Below are 16,167 nucleotides of genomic sequence, written 5' to 3'. Positions count from 1 at the left end.
CCGCGTTGTCGTCGGTCGCCAATGCGCTGCATTGGGCTCCCTCCTCCGCCTTGCGATGCACGCACCCCAACGCCGCCCCGCCCGCCCTCCGGGCGGACGACGGGAGTTTGAAGACGGACCCTAGGGGCGGCGCTCCCGTGGGGCCCGGGGAACTACCGTCCGTGTCTTCGGCAGGGCTCATTGTCATATGGGCACATGGGATCCATACATAGTGGATCTTGGAATGGCGGGATTCGGCCCGTCCGCTTCGGGGCGGGTTTTGCCAGGGGGTCGGGAGGGGATTGACCTTCCCCCCTCGGCCGGAGCGCCCGTGGTCGCTCACATGCTGCTTTGACTGTCCATCAGCAACGTCGGTGGCCGGTACCGGTAGCACCGCGGCGCCCGGATGTCTGATTACATGTGCGCCATGACTGATGTGATGAGCACTCAAGGCCAGTTCCCGAGTGCTGCCGGGGAATCCGAGCGGACCCGCAGGCTGCGCAGCCTGGGTCTCAACGAACCCTCCGCGGACGAGGCCTTCGACCGCTTCGCCCACCTGGCAGCCAGCATCACCCGCGCTCCCATCGCGATGGTCAACTTCATCAACGACGAGCGCCAGATGTTCCGGGGGCTCTACATTCCGCCAAATTCCTCCGACCTGGCGGCCGAAGAAGGCGCGTCCTGGGCGGATCGGGGCATCGCCTTCGACCTCCCCACCCGACAGATGCCGATGAGTCACGGTTTCTGCCCGCACGTGGTCGCCCAGCGCTCACCCCTCGCACTGGACGACATCCTCGCCTACCCCCGGTTCGCCGGTAACCCGGTCGTGGACGAACTCGGCGTCCGGGCCTACCTCGGCGCCCCGCTCGTGGACGACACCAACACCGTCATCGGCACCGTCTGCGTCCTCGACCGGGAACCCCGGCAGTGGGGACGCGAGCGGCTGCGCGACATCCAGCACCTCGCCGAGGCGCTGCTCTCCGAGATCCGGCTGCGCGACAACCTGCTCGCCCAGCAGCAGGAGATGTTCGCCGCCTTCGACGGCTCCCCGTTCCCCATCATGCTGACCGACGGCCCCGGCCAGGAGATCCGCTACGCCAACGCCCAGCACGCCGACACCTTCGGCGCCCCGGTGGCGTACGGCTCGATCGGCACCGCCTACCCCCAGCTCGGCGCGGCCGGCCTCCAGCAGGCCGTCGCGGAGGCCTTCCACACCGGACGGGCCACCGTCCTCAACGACGTCCGGATCCAGTCCGGCCGTCCCGAGGCACAGCGCATCCAGCAGATCTTCAGCTTCACCTGCACCCCGCTGCGGACCGCGCGCACCGGCCAGGTCAACGGCGTCCTCACCGTCGGCATGGACGTCACCGCCCAGTCCCGCACCGAGGAAGAACTCGGCACCCTGGCGGCCCTGCTGGTCGACCGGCTCCAGCAGAACGGCGCGGCCACCGCGACCGGCCGACCGGGCATCGCCGGCGGCACCGGACTCGTCCTGCCGAGCTGAGCGGCCGACCGTCGCTCGTGCGCGGCAGCACGGCGCCCGGGCGCAACCGGCCACCGCACCAACCGAACCACTCGCACCACTCGCACCACTCGTATCGACGGCGCCAACCGCGCCAACCGCATCAACCGCACCGCCCATCGCACCACCCGCACTGCCCACCACTGTGGCGGGGCGCCTCTCACCCCCGAGGAGAGGCTCCCCGCCACAGTGCTGTCCCGGCCGGACCCGCTGTCCCGGCCGGACCCGCTGTCCCGGCCGGACCCGCTGTCCCGGTAGGGCCCGCCGTCCCGGCCGGGCCGCAACCAGCGAGCCGCCGTCCGCCGCCGGTCCGCCGGTGGTAGGCATGGGCCGCATGGACTGGATGGACTGGTTCGCCGCCCCCGACTACTGGCTGAGCCGACTGCTCGTCCAACGCCTGCTCGCCGGCCTCTACCTGATCGGATTCCTCAACGCGGCCGCGCAGTTCCGCGCCCTCATCGGCACCGACGGCATGCTCCCGGTGCCCCGCTTCACCGCCCGGGTCCCGTTCCGCCGCTCGCCCGGCCTCTTCCACCTCCACTACAGCGACCGCTTCTTCACCGCCGTCGCCCTGACCGGCGCCGCACTGGCCGCCGCAGTGGCGGCCGGCCTCGGCGACGCCCTCCCGCTCTGGTCCTCGATCCCGGTGTGGGCGGTGCTCTGGGCCCTCTACCTCTCCATCGTGAACGTCGGGCAGACCTGGTACTCCTTCGGCTGGGAGTCGCTGCTGCTCGAAGCGGGCTCGCTCGCCGCCTTCCTCGGCAACGCCGACACCGCCCCGCCCACCCCCGTGCTCTGGCTGATGCGCTGGCTGGTCTTCCGGGTCGAGTTCGGCGCCGGGCTGATCAAGCTGCGCGGGGACAGCTGCTGGCGCGACCTGACCTGCCTGCGCTACCACCACGAGACCCAGCCCATGCCCGGACCGCTCAGCTGGTTCTTCCACCACCTGCCCGACCCGCTGCACCGGGTCGAGGTGGCGGCCAACCACGTCGTCCAACTCCTCGTCCCGATCGGCCTGCTGCTCCCGCAGCCCGTCGCGAGCTGCGCCGCCTGCGCCGTGATCGCCACCCAGCTGTGGCTGATCGCCTCCGGCAACTTCGCCTGGCTCAACTGGCTGACCGTCGTGCTCACGCTCGCCGCCGTCGAACCGGCCCGCCTCGGCCTGCCCGTCCGCGCCCACACCGTCCCCGACGCCCCCGTCTGGTACCAGGCGGTGGTCATGGCGGTCACCGCCGCCGTCCTCGTGCTCAGCTACTGGCCGGTGCGCAACCTGCTCTCCCGGGGCCAGGTGATGAACCGCTCCTTCAACCGGCTGCACCTCGTCAACACCTACGGCGCCTTCGGCAGCGTCAACCGCCTGCGCCGGGAGGTCGTCGTCGAGGGCACCGACGAGGCCGTCGTCACCCCGCACACCGTCTGGCGCGAGTACGGCTTCAAGGGCAAACCCGGCGACGTGCGCCGCCTCCCGCGCCAGTACGCCCCCTACCACCTGCGCCTGGACTGGCTGATGTGGTTCGCCGGCATCTCGCCCGCCTACGCCCGGCCCTGGTTCCTGCCCTTCGTCGCCCGCCTGCTGGCCGGCGACCGGGCGACACTGCGGCTGCTGCGCCACAACCCCTTCCCCGACGCCCCGCCGACCCACGTCCGGGCGACCCTCCACCTCTACCGGTTCACCGGATGGCGCGAACTGCGCGAAACCGGCGCCTGGTGGCACCGCACCGCGCTCCACGCCTACCTCGCGCCGGTCGACCTGGCCGCCCTCGGCCGGGCCGGCCACCACCCGCCGCCCACCCGGCCCGGCCGCGGCCTGCGCACCGTCCCGCTCGACCGGCTCCGACGGTCCGCTCCACCCACGTCGGGCCCGCCCCGGACGGAGCACCCCGGCCACCCGTCCGGACCAGCACCGGGCCACCCGGGTGGCCCTCCCGAGTAGCGGCCAGGCGGGCGGTACGGCATACGACACCAGTCCGTCCGGCGGTGGGTGCGTGCAAGGCTCGAACGGGCACCCGTATTCTGGGCCTCCACAACCGGCGGCCCGAATCGCACGCCCCCCGGTCCCGCCCCAGGGGCCCCGTGCACCCGGGCCGCCGCCCCCTCGCCGTCAGCCCCGCCGTCGTCGCCCAGAACCGGACCTCACATGACAGTGCTTCACTCGCGCAACGCCGACGCAGCCGACCCGGCGGACGTCGCCGACGCCGCAGACGTCAAGGACCCCCAGGACGCCGCTGCGGAGCCCGACCTCCGCGAGGACCTCGGCCGCTACGCCGAACTCGGGGCCTTCACGCTCAGCGCCGACACCCACGCCTGGTACGCGGCCGTCGACACCGTGGCCACCCCCGAGGACGCCCGCGCCGCCTCCACCGCGCTCGCCGAACTCCGTGGCAGCGACCTCCAGCAGACCTGGGAAGCCGTCACCGCGATGGCCGCCGAGGTCAAGCTGGACGAGCCCGACACCGTGGCCAAGACCGCGCTGCTGGTCGAGATGCTCCAGCGGGTCCGCCGCACCTCCGCCACCCTCACCGACGCCGCGTACGACGCCGACCTCGTCGCCCTCGCCGCCGCCACCGCGGACAGCACCTGGCGCCGCGAGAACGGCGTCAAGCTGTCCTGGCTGCGCGGCCGCTCGCTGCGCAAGCAGGCCGCCGCCCTCGCCCACGACCGCAAGGTCCGCCGCGAGGACCTGCACGAGGCGCTCACCTCCGCCGAGATCGAGCGCCGCGCGTGGGCCGCCGTCGCCCCCGCCGGCACCCTCCCGCGCGTGCCCGCCGACGGCAGCCTGGTCGAGCGCACCGCCCAGGCCTTCGAGCCGATCAACACCGGCCTGCGCGGCCTCGCCCGACTGCTGCCCGAGCACGACCTCGACGGGCTCGCCTTCGCGGAACTGGCCGACCTGGTCGAACGCCTCGCCGCCGACGAGGGCACCCTCTACCGCCTGCCCACCATCCGCGGCCTGCGCGCCACCCTGGAGGAGGCCGGCCTCGCCGACCTGCTCGCCGAACTCACGGCCGCCAAGGCCGACCGCCGCGCCGCCGAGGCCGCGTACGCGGCGCGGCAGGCGCTCGCGGGCGGGCAGCGGGACGGGCTGGCGGGGTCGTCGGCCGCGGAGCCGGTCGTCGCGGAGCCGGCTGCCGAGGAGCTGGACACCGAGGAGACGGACACCGAGCTGCCCGAGGCCGAGGCCGAGGCCGAGGTTGAGGCCCAGGTCGAGGCCGACGCCGACCCCTCGGCGGAGGCCGTGGACGAGTTCCAGGCCGAGGCGGACGTCGAGGCCGAGTCGGCTGCGGTGGAGGAGGAGAAGGAGGAGGCTCCGGTCGCCGTGGTCTCCCTCCCGGCGCCCTCCCCGGCCGCTGACGACCTGGTGGCCGCCGCCACCGCCGCCCTGGCCGAGGCCGCAACGGCGGACGAGGTCGCGGAGGAAGCGGACGAGGCGAAGGCAGAGTCGGTCGAGGTCGAGGAGCCTGCCGCCGAGGTCGAGGTCACTGCCGAGGCCGAGGTCGAGGCCGCGGCCGAAGTTGAGGCCGAGGCCGTCGAGGTCGCGATCGCCGTCGAGCCGGAGGTGATCGCGGAAGCACCCGTCGAGGTCGCCGAGCCCGAGGCCGCTGAGCCTGAGGTCGCCGAGCCCGAGGCTGCTGAGGTCGAGGAGTCGCCGATCGAGGTCGACGCCGTCGAGGAGGCTCCGGCCGTAGCGGAGGAGGAGGCCGAGGCTGTTGCCGAGGCGCCCGCCGTCGAGGTCGCGCCCGAGATCGCCGTCGAGGTCGAGGCCGTCGAGGAGCCCGCTGTCGAGCCGGAGGCCGTGGTCGAGGCCCCTGCCGTCGAGGTCGTTGAGGTCGTCGAGCCGGTGGCCGAGGTCGAGGTCGTTGAGGAGGCTCCGGTCGTAGGTGCCGAGGCCCCTGCCGTCGGGGCCGTCGCCGAGGTCGAGCCCGAGGTCGTCGCCGAGGTGGCCCCTGAGGTCGAGGCCGTGGTCGAGGCGGAGCCCGAGCCCGAACCGGCCGTCGACGTCGAGCCCGAGCCCGAGCCCGTCGCCGAGGCGGCCACCGGCCGTCCCGCGAAGCCGGACTTCACCCCCGGTCGCCCCGTGACCGCCTACTCGGCGGACGAACTGCTCGCCGTCGTCCGCTGGATCGACGGTGACGGCACCGGGCGGAGCGACGAGGAGCTGCTCCGTGCGGCCATGAAGGAGCTCGGCTTCGCCCGCCTCGGCCCCCGGATCAAGGAGGCGCTGGGCGCCGCCGTCACCGCCGCGCGCGGCTGACGTCCGGGCGGCAGCCGGACACGCAGGGCCCGGGACGCGATCGCGTCCCGGGCCCTGCGCCGTGTCTGCCGGTCCTGCTGCGAAGGGGCGGTCAGCCCGCCTTGTTCCAGGGCTGGCTCGCCATCAGCGCCTTCACGTTGGCGACGTACTTCGGGTTCGGTATGTCGAGGCTGCCGACGACCTCGCCCGAGGTGGGGTCGGTGACGGTGGTGTAGTGCACGTTGCCCGCGCCCGCGTTGTACGCGGAGATGACCAGGTCGAGCAGCGGTGTCTTACCGGTGGCCGGGTCGGGGGAGAGGTCGTACTTGCCGCCGAAGGAGGAGTCGCCGTAGTAGGCGACCAGCCAGTCGATCAGCTGGGTGCCGAGCTGGACGTTCCCGGTGAGGGTCTTGGGGTCGGAGCTGGTGCCGTACTTGCCGTTCATCCAGCTGACGGTGTTGGGCATGACCTGCATGGTGCCGATCCCGCCGTCGCAGGCGAGGATGCCGGACTGCCAGCCGCTCTCCTGCCAGGCGATCGCCTTGACCAGGTTGACCGGCAGCGGCGGGAGCCTGTCGGTGCCGCCCGAGCTGAGGTTGAGCACCCGGGACTGGCCGGCGGCCGTCGTGAGCGCCGCGGCGACCGCGGGCTTGGCCTCGTCCGGCTGGGGCTTGCTGGGCTGGCAGCCGCTCTGCGCCGGGGGCACGTGGCCGGCGGGCGGCGCGGGCGGTGCCGGGAGGGCGACGGCGCCGGGCTTGGCGGTCGGTACGGGCGCCGGGATGGCGGGCTTCTCGACCGGCGGCTGGGTGGCGGGCGCGCCGGCCGCGGTGCCGCCGCTGCCCTTGGCGTTCCCACTCTGGGCGTTGCCGCTCTGGGTGGTGGGCGAGGCCTTTGCGGCCTTGCTCGGGCCGGCACTCGGGCTGTGCGAGGCGTCGGGGCTCGCGGAGGCGGAGGCGCTCGGCGTCGGGGTGGTGCTCGCGGGCGGGCTCGCGCTCGACGTGTCGGTCGGCGCGGCGGAGGCCGCGGTGAGGGTGGTGCCGGATCCGGCGCTCGGGTGCTTGTCACCGCTCTCGGTGCCGCAGCCCGCCAGGACGGCGGTCGACACGGCGACGGCCGACACCAGGACGGTGGCCCGCCGGGTGGTGCGCAACTTCATTGGTGGTCCCCCCACTCGTCGCCGGTGATCCCGTGATCCCGGCGAGTGGCGGTCATCCTATGGTGCGGTCGTCTCCCCCTGGACGAACGGGTGCTCGATCGCCCGCCGGAGGACGGCCGGGGCCTCCGCGAGCGAGGGCCCGTACCAGGTCAGGTGCCGTCCGCCGACCAGCGCGACCGAGATGCCGGGGAAGGCCTCCGGGCCGTCCTCGGCGGTGAAGCGGTACGGCTCGTCCGGCAGCACCACCAGGTCCGGCCGGTCAGCAAGCAGTTCGGGCAGCGGCACGGCCGGGTAGCGCTCGGGGTGCTCGGCGTGGACGAGCCGCAGGCCGAGGCGGCGCAGCAGGTCCCCGGCGAAGGTGTCGCGGCCGAGCACCATCCACGGGCGGCGCCAGATCGGCACGACCGCCCGCGGGCCGCGGTCACCGCTCGGCCGGACGTCCCGCCACGCCTCCTCCGCCTCGTCCAGCCAGGCCGGGCGCGGCAGTCGGCAGGCGACGGTGAGCAGCCGGTCCAGCGAGCGGAAGGCGTCGTCCAGGGTGCGGATGTCGGTGACCCACACCGGAACCCCGGCCGCCCGCAGCGCCTCCAGGTCGGGGCGGCGGTTCTCCTCGTCGTTGGCGATCACGAGGTCCGGGCCGAGCGCGAGGACGCCCGGCACGTCCGGGTTCTTGGTGCCGCCGATCCGGGTGACGGCGAGTTCGGCGGGGTGGCTGCACCAGTCGGTGGCGCCGACCAGCAGGCCGGGCGCGGTGGCGGCGACGGCCTCGGTCAGCGAGGGCACCAGCGAGACCACCCGGCGGGGCGGCAGCGGCCCGAGCCGTACGGGCAGGCCGAGGTCGTCGCGCGGGTCGGTGAGGTCTGCCACCCGGCCACCCTATGCGCGACCACTGGGTACGGGGGCCTCCGGAAGCTCCGGAAGTCCCGGAAGTCCCGGAAGTCCCGGGAACCCGGTGCGGACCCCGCCCGACTACCTGGTCCGGGTCCGCAGCGCGGGCCCTCAGCACGATCACCGACCAGGAGAGTCCTCATGCGCCCTCGCGTCGTCTGCGGTATCGCGGCCGCCGTCGCCCTGTTCGCCACGGCCTGCGGAAGCGGCGGTGGCGGGAACGGTGGCGGTGGCAGCGCCGCCCTCACCGCCCAGGCCACCCCCGCCGGGGCCGCCTACCCCGTCACGGTCGCCGACTGCGCGGGCAAGGAGACGACCATAGCCAAGGCCCCGACGAAGATCGTCACCAGCAACGCGTCGAGCCTGGAGCTGCTGCTCCAACTCGGCGCGGGCGACCGGGTGATCGGCACCGGCTTCCCGCCCGGCAAGGGCACCCTGCCGGCCGCGCTCGCCGAGCAGGGCGCCAAGGTCCCGGTGCTCGGCGACAAGACCATCCCCAAGGAGAAGCTCCTCGGCTCCGGCGCCGACCTCTACGTCGACACCTTCGGGGCGATGCCGATGATGGGCGGCGGCGCCACCGGGCCCAGCGAGGCCGAGTACGCCGCGGCCGGCATCCAGCACGTCTACCTGCTCTCCACCGCCTGCGCCGGCACCCCGAAGGCCGCCAAGGCGCCGCGCACCGACCTCGCCGGGATCGAGGAGGACATCCGCCGCCTCGGCGCCGTCACCGGAACCGGCGCCCGGGCCGAGGAACTCGTCACCGGGATGGAGAAGCAGATCGGCGGGGTCCGCACCGCGCTCGCCGCCGTCCCGGAGGACAAGCGGCCGAGCTACTTCGTCTTCGACTTCGACGCCGGGACCAAGCAGCCGGTCGCGGTCTGCGGCCGGCAGGTGGCCAACGCCGTCATCACCCAGGCCGGTGCCCGCAACGTCTTCGCCGACTGCGACGCCGACTTCAAGCCCGGCTCCTGGGAGGACGTGGTGGCCAAGAACCCCGACTGGATCCAGCTCGCCGTGCGCAACCGCGGCAGCGAGGAGGACACCCGCAAGGCCTTCGACGACGCCGAGGCGTTCCTGCGCGGCTTCCCGGCGACCCAGGGCCTCAAGGCCGTCCAGGAGGGGCACTTCGTCCGGCTCGGCTCCGAGGTGACCACCATCGCGGGTGTGCGCAACGCCGACGCCGTCCGGCAGATCGCTGCCACCGTCCACCCCGACCTCGTCAAGAACGGGCAGTAGGCGGTGACTTCGGCCGACCTCGCCGAGGCCCCGGACAACCGGAGCCCGGACAGCCGTGGTCCGGACAGCCGGCGCCCGGCCCGCACCCTGCGGGCCGGGCCGCTGGCCGCCGCGCTCGCCGCCGCCCTGGTGCTCGCGCTGACCGCCGCCGTCTCGCTCGGCTCGGTGGACATCCCGCCCGGCGAGGTCTGGTCGGTGGTCGCCCACCACCTCACCGGCCGGGCCCCCGAGCCCGGCACCCGCGACCTCATCGTCTGGCAACTGCGCGTCCCACGCGCCCTGCTGGCGGCCGTGGTGGGCGCCGGACTCGGCCTGGTCGGCACCGCCGTCCAGGCCCTGGTCCGCAACCCGCTCGCCGACCCCTACCTGCTCGGCATCTCCTCCGGAGCCTCCCTCGGAGCGGTCGCCACCCTCGTCCTCGGCACCGCCTTCGGGCTCGAACTCTCCCTCGGCAGCGGGCTCGGCCTCACCGTCTCCCTGGCCGCCTTCGCCGGGGCGCTCGCCGCGTTCTCCCTGGTCTGGCTGATGGCCCGGCGCGGCGGCGGCTTCTCCCCCCTGCGCCTGGTGCTGGCCGGCATCGGCATCGCCCAGTTCCTCGGCGGCATCACCAGCTACCTCGTCCTGCAGACCAGCGACGAACAGCAGACCCGGGGCGTGCTGTTCTGGCTCATGGGCAGCCTCGGCGGCGCCGTCTGGTCCCAACTCGCCGTCCCCGTCGCCGCCGTGGCACTCGGCCTGGCCCTGCTCCAGGCGCGGGCCCGCGGGCTCAACGCGATGCTGATGGGGGACGAGACGGCCGCCGGACTCGGCGTGGACGTCACCCGGCTGCGCCGCGAGGTCTTCGTCGTCACCAGCGTCCTCACCGGAGTGCTGGTCGCCGTCTCCGGGGCGATCGGCTTCGTCGGGCTGATGGTCCCGCACGTCTGCCGACTGCTCGTCGGCGGCGACCACCGGCGCCTGCTGCCGCTGTCCGCCCTCATCGGGGCCGTGCTCCTGGTCGTCGTCGACACCGTGGCCCGCACCGCCCTGGACGGCCAGGAACTGCCGATCGGCGTGGTCACCGCCGTACTCGGCGCCCCCACCCTGCTCTACCTGCTGGACCAACGACTGGAGCGCAGTTGAGGATCGCCGTCGAGGGCCTGAGCGTCGCCCTGGCCGGGCGCACCGTGGTGGCCGGAGTCCACCTGGTCGCCGAGGAGGGCGAGATCGCCGGACTGGTCGGGCCCAACGGCAGCGGCAAGTCCAGCCTGCTGCGCACCGTCTACCGGCACCTGCGGCCCAGCGCCGGCCGGGTCCTGCTGGCCGGGCGGGACCTGGCGGAGCTGCGGCCCGCCGAGTCCGCCCGGCACATCGGGGCACTGCCCCAGGAACGCGGCGGGGACTTCGAGTTGAGCGTGCGCGAGGTCGTCGCGATGGGCCGCACCCCGTACAAGCGGGCGTTCGCGGCCGACGACCCCGAGGACCACCGGATCACCGCCGAGGCCCTGCACCGGGTCGGCATGTCCGGGGCCGCGGACCGCCGCTTCGCCCAGCTCTCCGGCGGTGAACGGCAGCGGGTGCTGCTCGCCCGCGCGCTCGCCCAACAGCCGGACGTCCTGGTGCTGGACGAGCCGACCAACCACCTGGACGTCCGCCACCAGGTCGAACTCCTCGCTCTGCTGCGGGAGCAGCGCCGCACCACCCTGGTCGCGCTGCACGACCTCAACGCCGCCGCCTCGGTCTGCGACCGGCTGCACGTGCTGCACCGCGGCGCCCTGGTGGCCTCCGGGGCGCCGCGCGAGGTGCTGACGGCGGAGCTGCTGGCCGAGGTCTTCGGCGTCCGGGCCGCGGTGGTCGAACACCCGCTGACCGGGGATCCGTTGATCGCCTTCGACCACCGCGCCCCGGCTGGGTCCGTTGTGCCGCGGCGGTCCGGGGCTCAGGGCCTGGCCGGGTAGCCCTCGTAGTGGCTCGGACGGCCGTCGCGCAGCACCGGCCGCCCGAGCCGCGCGGCCTCCTCGTTGCGCAGCAACTCCCAGCCGCCGTCCGGCCGGTGGAGTGCCGCGGAGTGCCAGGGCGTCATCCAGGCGTCGGCGGCGGCGAGCAGCCGGATGCCGAACTTGGGCGCCCCGGCCGGCTGCGGATGGATCGACAGCCGCACCGCCCGAGGATGCTGCTCGGCGATCAACTCGCCCCAGGCGCGACTGCGTTGGATCACCCCGTAGGCGCGCCGACGGCACTCCCGCTGGAGGGCCGACCTGGTGCCGGGGAAGTTCACGGCGTCCTCGGTGAGGAAGCGGGTGATGCCCCGGTAGAGCCGCAGGGTCTCCTGCTCGGTGAGCACCTGCTCGCGCAACTCCTCGACGCTCGGCGCGTACCGCGCGTGCACCCGGGCGCGCTTCTCGTCGTACGGCAGGTCGCCGAGCACCGCCCGCAGGTCGAAGGTGTCCAGGTGGCGCAGGCCCTCGCGCTCGATCATCGCGGTCAACTCGTCGGAGTACTCGTCGATGTGGTGGTCCGGGACGTCGATCAGGTCGCCGAAGATGTGGCCGTCCGAGCAGATCAGGATCCGGGCGCCGGGCGGGTGGATCCGGGCTATCCGGCGGCAGAGCCCGTCCAGGAAGGTCAGCGACAGCCGCTCGCCCTCGTCGGGCAGGTGACCGAGCACCTTGGCCGGGTTCGGCGACTTGCAGGGGAAGCCCGGGAGGGTGAGGACGATCGGCTCACCGGCCGCGATGAAGTCCGCCAACTGCGCCAGCTGGAAGGGGAAGTGCTCGGGCCGGGCGTCGAACTCCGGGTCGGAGGCGCGGCGGTGCGGGAGCAGCAGGCCGAGGACGCGGGCGGCGAGCTGCGCCGTCGACGGCTGACCGGGGGCGCTGGTGGCGAGGGTGGCGGTGCCGACGGGCGGCATGATGGATCTCCTCCGGGGGCGGCGGGTAGGGCTGGTCGGTGGGTGTGGCGAGGGGCGGGGGGCTCAGCGGCGCCGGTCGTAGGCGACCGGCAGCCGGTTCACCCCGCGGGCCAGGACGGCCGGGATCCAGGCGAGTTCGTCCAGGCCGTCCCCGGGCGCACCGGCCGGGCGCAGCCCGTCCAGTCGGCCGACCAGGGCGTGGACGGCGATCTGGAGCTCGGCCCGGGCCAGGGCGGCGCCCGGGCAGTAGTGGATGCCGTGGCCGAAGGCGAGGTGGGCGTTCGGCGTGCGGTCGAGGTCGAGGCGGTCGGCCTCCGGGAACTGCGCGTCGTCCCGGTTGGCGGCGCAGAGCGAGACGATCACCGAGTCGCCGGCCGGCACGGTGGTGCCGAACAGGTCGCTGTCCTCGGCGAAGAAGCGCCAGGTGGTGAGCTCGAACGCGGCGTCGTGGCGCAGCAGTTCCTCCACCGCCCGGGCCAGTCGGCCGGGTTCGTCGAGGCCGGCGCGCAGCGCGGCCAGCTGCTCGGGGTGGCGCAGCAGGGTGATCAGCATGGTGGTGATCTGGTTGGTGACCGGCTCCTGGCCGGCGACCAGCAGCTGGAACACGATCGAGTCGAGCTCCTCGCGGCTCAACTCGCCCGCGTCGTGGGCGGCGACGAGCCGGCCCAGCAGGTCCTCGGCCTCGGTCCAGCCCGGCTCCCGGCAGTCCGCGCGCTTGCGGGCGACCACTTCGGCGATGTACGTCTGCAGCCCGCGCAGCCGTGCCTCGTACGCCGGTCGGCCAGGGTCCTGCGGGCCGACCGGCTGGACCACCTTGCCCCAGTCGCGGTCGAAGCGCTCGGCCAACTCGGCGGGCAGGCCGATGACTTCGGCCAGCACCCGGAAGGGGTAGTGGGCCGCGAAGCCCGCCACCAGGTCGGCGCCGCCGGTGGCGGGCAGGCCGTCCACCAGCGAGTCGGCGAGCTCCCGCAGCCGCGGGCGCAGCGACTCCACCCGGCGCGGGGCGAAGGCGTCCAGCACCAGGCGGCGCATCACGGTGTGCTTGGGCGGGTCCTGGTGCAGCAGGTGGACCTGGAGCTGGGAGTGCTGCGGCTCCGGCATGATCGAGGCCAGCCGGCGCCAGTTCTCGTTGCCCAGGCTGTGGTTCTTGCCGAGCCGGGGGTCGTTGAGGGTCGCGTGGGCGGCCTGGTGGCCGGTGACCAGCCAGGCGTGGATGCCGCTCGGGAACTCCACCCGGTGCACCGGCCCGGCCTCGCGCATCCGGGCGTAGAGCGGGTACGGGTCGCTCTTGTAGGCCTCGCCGTACAGCGGGACGGGACTGGGGAGCCGGTCGTGCCCGTACGGGCAGCGCGGGGGTTCGGCCTCGGCCGGGGCCTGCGCCCCGGTTCCGGACGTGGTGGGCATGGGTGCGGTGTCGGTCATGGGTGTGCTTCCTCCGAGGGGGCGGATGTGTCGGGGGCCCTACGCGCGCGGGCGGCGGCCGTGCAGGGCGAGCAGCGGTACGGCGGTGGCGGCGGCCACGGTGGCCAGGGCGATGCCCGCGTGGGTGCCGGTGGTGGCGCGGTCGCCCGCCAGGGCGGCGGCGGTGGCCAGGGCCGGGCCGAGGGCGAAGCCCAGGCTGCGGGAGAGTTGGACGGCGGAGCCGGCGGTGGCGAGCTTCCCGGGCGGGGCGGCGGTCATCACCAGGGCCTGGGTCGGGCCGCCGTTGAGGCCCATGCCGGCGCCCGCGACGGCCAGCCGGACGGCGATGTCGAGGGCCGACCAGTCGCCGCCCACCGGAATGAGCGAGGCCAGGCCGCAGGTGGTGACGACGGCGCCGGTGAGCGCCGTCGGCCGGGCGCCCCAGCGGTCGGCCAGCCGACCGCCGACCCGGCCGGCCAGCACCATGCCGAGCGGGAAGGCCAGCATGGTCAGCGCGGTGGCGGTGGCGCTCTCGTCCCGGGGGCCGCGCAGCTGCTGGACCAGCAGGTACTGGCAGGCCGCGAAGCCGGCGGCGAGCGCGAGCACCGAGGCGTTCACCCCGGTCGTTCGGGCGGCCCGCAGCACCTCGGCGACCGGCCGCCCGCCCGGGCGGCGCAGCCACCGCAGCACCAGGGGGACGGCGGGCAGCGCGAGCAGCAGCCACGCCGGGGCCGTGGGTGCCAGGGTGAGCCCGAGCAGCACGGCGGCCACGGCTCCGCCGATCAGGGCGGCGTCGCCGAGCGAGCCCCGGTCGGGCAGGCGGAGCCCACCGCGCCGCGGGGCGTGGCGGTGCACGATCAGTACGGCGGCCAGGCAGACTGGCAGCTTCACCAGGAAGACCGCCCGCCAGCCGAAGTGGTCCAGCAGCAGGCCGCCGACCACCGGGCCGGTGACGGCGCCGAGCGGCCCCAGCGTCGCGGGCACGCTCATCGCCCGCGCGCGCAGCTCGGGCCGGACGGAGGTCGCGGCCAGGACCGGCATCAGCACGAACAGGACGGCCCCGAAGGCACCTTGCAGCAGCCGTGCGGCTATCAGCCAACTCGCCCACGGGGCAAGGGCGGCCAGCACGCTGCAGGCCGCGAAGCAGCTGACGGCGAGCAGGAGCGCGGGCCGGGTGCCCACCTGGTCCAGCCACCGCCCGGCCGGCAACAGCAGCGCCACCAGGGGGAGTTGGTAGCCGAGCGCGGCCCACTGCGCGACCCCGGCGGAGACGTGCAGGCCGGAGGCCAGGTCGGTGAGCGCCAGGTTGACCACGTTCATGTCGAGCATCGCGACGAACGAGAGCATCCCTGCGGCCACGACCAGGCTCCACCGGTCCACCGGTTCGATCTGATGGCCCGTCAGGTCGTTCGTGGCCGAGGGGCGTTGCGCTCGCATGAAGGTCCTCCGTTCCCCGCTGCCGTACCGGCACCGCCTCGGCGGCGGCGTCCGGTACAGCAGTCGGAGGCGGGCGGGCTCCAGTTCCGAACACTTGGGGGATTTTTCGGCGGAGGCCGTCGCGGCGTCGGCGGCGAACAGATGACAGCAGACGGATAACAGATGACAGAGTTCGAAATCTGTCATCTGTTATCCGTTATCTGTTCGCTGTCATCTGTTCGCCGTCGGTCGTCGGTCGTCGGCCGCCGACTGTTGGATGTCAGCCGTCAGCCGTCGGCTGCGCCCGCCCCTCAGCAGGCCGCCGCGAGTTCCCCGGCCTCGGCGGCCCGCAGGCGCGCGACCAGTTCCTCCCGTGCCCGGGCGACCCGGGAGCGGACGGTGCCGATCGGGCAGCCGGCGACCTCGGCCGCCTCCGCGTAGCTCAGGCCGACCACCTGGGTCAGGACGAAGGCCTCCCGTCGCTGGGCGGGTACCCGTTCGAGCAGGTCCCCGAGGGCGATCCCGTCCTCGAACCCGGCCGTCGGGGTGCCGCCCTGCCGTTCCGCCGCCTCCTGCCAGTCCGGCAGCGCCGCGCAGCGCGGCCGGGCGGCGGCCATCCGGTACCGGTCGATGACCGTGCGCCGGGCGATCGACAGCAGCCAGGTGCGGGCCGAGGAGCGACCGGCGAAGGCGGGCAGGCCGCGCAGGGCCCGTAGGAAGGTCTCCTGGGCGAGGTCGTCGGCGGACTGCACGTCGGTCAGGTGGGCGACGAAGCGCCAGACGTCCCGCTGGGTCGCCCGGACGAAGGCCTCGACGTCCGCCGCCCGGCCCGAGCGGGCGGTCAGCGCGAGTGCGGTGAGCTGGTCGTCATCCACGGCGGCCCCCGATCCGGCCCGCGCTGCCCCGGCCCGCGTGAGCCCGGCCTGTATTGACCCGGCCCGCGTGGGCCTGGCCCGCGCTGCCCCGGCCGGTACCGCCCTGGCCGCCGTGCGGGACGATGGTCATATGAGATGCGCGCAGTTCCGTACCGCTCTGTCCGCCCGGCTCGACGGCGAACCGAGCGGCCTGCCCGGCACCCGGCTGGACAAGCACCTGGCGCGCTGCGCCGGCTGCCGCGACTGGCTGGACCGGGCCGAGCGACTGCGCGCCCAGGTGCGGGCGGCCGCCGACGACGGCCCGGCGCCCGAGTGGGCGGCCGGGCTGTCCGCCCGGCTGGGGCTGGAGGGCCCGGTCGGCCCCGCGCCGGAGGCGCCGCAGGCCGCGGAACGGTAGGACGGTGGCGCCGGTGTGAACCGGTGCGCCGTCGAAGTGAGGCATGGGAAGGTCCCGAGGGGAAGGCAGGGAGCGGCGCCGCGCACAGCGGCACCGCAGGCGTCCATGGGCCGGCCGCGCGGCGCTGCGCACCTCCCGCGGAGGTGTCGGCGGTCGCGGATCCGGGCCCGGGCCCC

At 74.5% G+C, this 16,167-nt stretch carries 13 protein-coding genes; 7 read left to right on the top strand and 6 right to left on the bottom strand.

Annotated elements, in window-relative coordinates:
- Positions 1-406 precede the first annotated feature (406 nt).
- The 3 genes from ACFY2K_RS06720 (at position 407) to ACFY2K_RS06710 (ending at position 5,753) form a co-directional block, all read left to right on the top strand.
- On the top strand, positions 407-1,483 hold the full coding sequence (locus ACFY2K_RS06720; protein WP_380395852.1) for a GAF domain-containing protein: 1,077 nt from the start codon (positions 407-409) through the stop codon (positions 1,481-1,483).
- Positions 1,484-1,844: 361 nt separating this feature from the next.
- Positions 1,845-3,434 (top strand): lipase maturation factor family protein, encoded by a 1,590-nt coding sequence (locus ACFY2K_RS06715; RefSeq protein WP_387709968.1) that lies wholly within the window; start codon positions 1,845-1,847, stop codon positions 3,432-3,434.
- Positions 3,435-3,638: 204 nt separating this feature from the next.
- Complete coding sequence (locus ACFY2K_RS06710) at positions 3,639-5,753, top strand: hypothetical protein (RefSeq protein ID WP_387709954.1); 2,115 nt, start codon at positions 3,639-3,641, stop codon at positions 5,751-5,753.
- 91 nt (positions 5,754-5,844) lie between these two features.
- Here the strand turns inward: ACFY2K_RS06710 and ACFY2K_RS06705 are convergent, their stop codons facing one another.
- Positions 5,845-6,888 carry a transglycosylase SLT domain-containing protein gene (locus ACFY2K_RS06705; RefSeq protein WP_380532384.1) on the bottom strand — a complete coding sequence of 348 codons (1,044 nt, stop codon included), beginning with the start codon at positions 6,886-6,888 and terminating at the stop codon, positions 5,845-5,847.
- Between the two features lie 57 nt (positions 6,889-6,945).
- A complete protein-coding gene (locus ACFY2K_RS06700; RefSeq protein ID WP_380644439.1) occupies positions 6,946-7,698 on the bottom strand; it encodes a helical backbone metal receptor in 753 nt (250 codons plus the stop codon).
- A gap of 219 nt (positions 7,699-7,917) precedes the next feature.
- Here ACFY2K_RS06700 and ACFY2K_RS06695 point away from each other — a divergent pair, with 219 nt between their 5' ends.
- The 3 genes from ACFY2K_RS06695 (at position 7,918) to ACFY2K_RS06685 (ending at position 10,949) form a co-directional block, all read left to right on the top strand.
- On the top strand, positions 7,918-9,012 hold the full coding sequence (locus tag ACFY2K_RS06695; RefSeq protein WP_380532382.1) for an ABC transporter substrate-binding protein: 1,095 nt from the start codon (positions 7,918-7,920) through the stop codon (positions 9,010-9,012).
- A gap of 87 nt (positions 9,013-9,099) precedes the next feature.
- Entirely contained in the window at positions 9,100-10,134 is a 1,035-nt protein-coding gene (locus ACFY2K_RS06690; RefSeq protein WP_387709966.1) for a FecCD family ABC transporter permease, read from the top strand.
- Positions 10,131-10,949: an ABC transporter ATP-binding protein gene (locus ACFY2K_RS06685; protein ID WP_387709951.1), complete on the top strand. Its 819-nt coding sequence runs from the start codon at positions 10,131-10,133 to the stop codon at positions 10,947-10,949. Before ACFY2K_RS06690 ends, ACFY2K_RS06685 begins: the two co-directional genes overlap by 4 nt.
- Here ACFY2K_RS06685 and ACFY2K_RS06680 read toward each other — a convergent pair.
- From ACFY2K_RS06680 to ACFY2K_RS06665, 4 genes are all read right to left on the bottom strand, one after another.
- Positions 10,931-11,902 (bottom strand): L-tyrosine/L-tryptophan isonitrile synthase family protein, encoded by a 972-nt coding sequence (locus ACFY2K_RS06680; protein ID WP_387709949.1) that lies wholly within the window; start codon positions 11,900-11,902, stop codon positions 10,931-10,933. The genes ACFY2K_RS06685 and ACFY2K_RS06680 overlap by 19 nt on opposite strands.
- 63 nt (positions 11,903-11,965) lie before the next feature.
- Complete coding sequence (locus ACFY2K_RS06675; RefSeq protein WP_380640095.1) at positions 11,966-13,324, bottom strand: cytochrome P450; 1,359 nt, start codon at positions 13,322-13,324, stop codon at positions 11,966-11,968.
- Between the two features lie 39 nt (positions 13,325-13,363).
- Positions 13,364-14,740 (bottom strand): MFS transporter, encoded by a 1,377-nt coding sequence (locus tag ACFY2K_RS06670; RefSeq protein WP_387709947.1) that lies wholly within the window; start codon positions 14,738-14,740, stop codon positions 13,364-13,366.
- 290 nt (positions 14,741-15,030) lie between these two features.
- Complete coding sequence (locus ACFY2K_RS06665; RefSeq protein WP_380520846.1) at positions 15,031-15,594, bottom strand: sigma-70 family RNA polymerase sigma factor; 564 nt, start codon at positions 15,592-15,594, stop codon at positions 15,031-15,033.
- A 130-nt stretch (positions 15,595-15,724) separates the two neighbouring features.
- Here ACFY2K_RS06665 and ACFY2K_RS06660 point away from each other — a divergent pair, with 130 nt between their 5' ends.
- The gene (locus ACFY2K_RS06660; RefSeq protein ID WP_380520848.1) at positions 15,725-15,991 is read left to right on the top strand and encodes a zf-HC2 domain-containing protein; all 267 of its coding nucleotides are present in this window, start codon (positions 15,725-15,727) and stop codon (positions 15,989-15,991) included.
- Positions 15,992-16,167 lie beyond the last annotated feature (176 nt).

Source organism: Kitasatospora sp. NPDC001309 (assembly GCF_042896295.1).
Classification (GTDB): domain Bacteria; phylum Actinomycetota; class Actinomycetes; order Streptomycetales; family Streptomycetaceae; genus Kitasatospora.
Note: the sequence above shows the minus strand (reverse complement) of the source record. Positions and strands in the feature narration are given on the sequence as shown.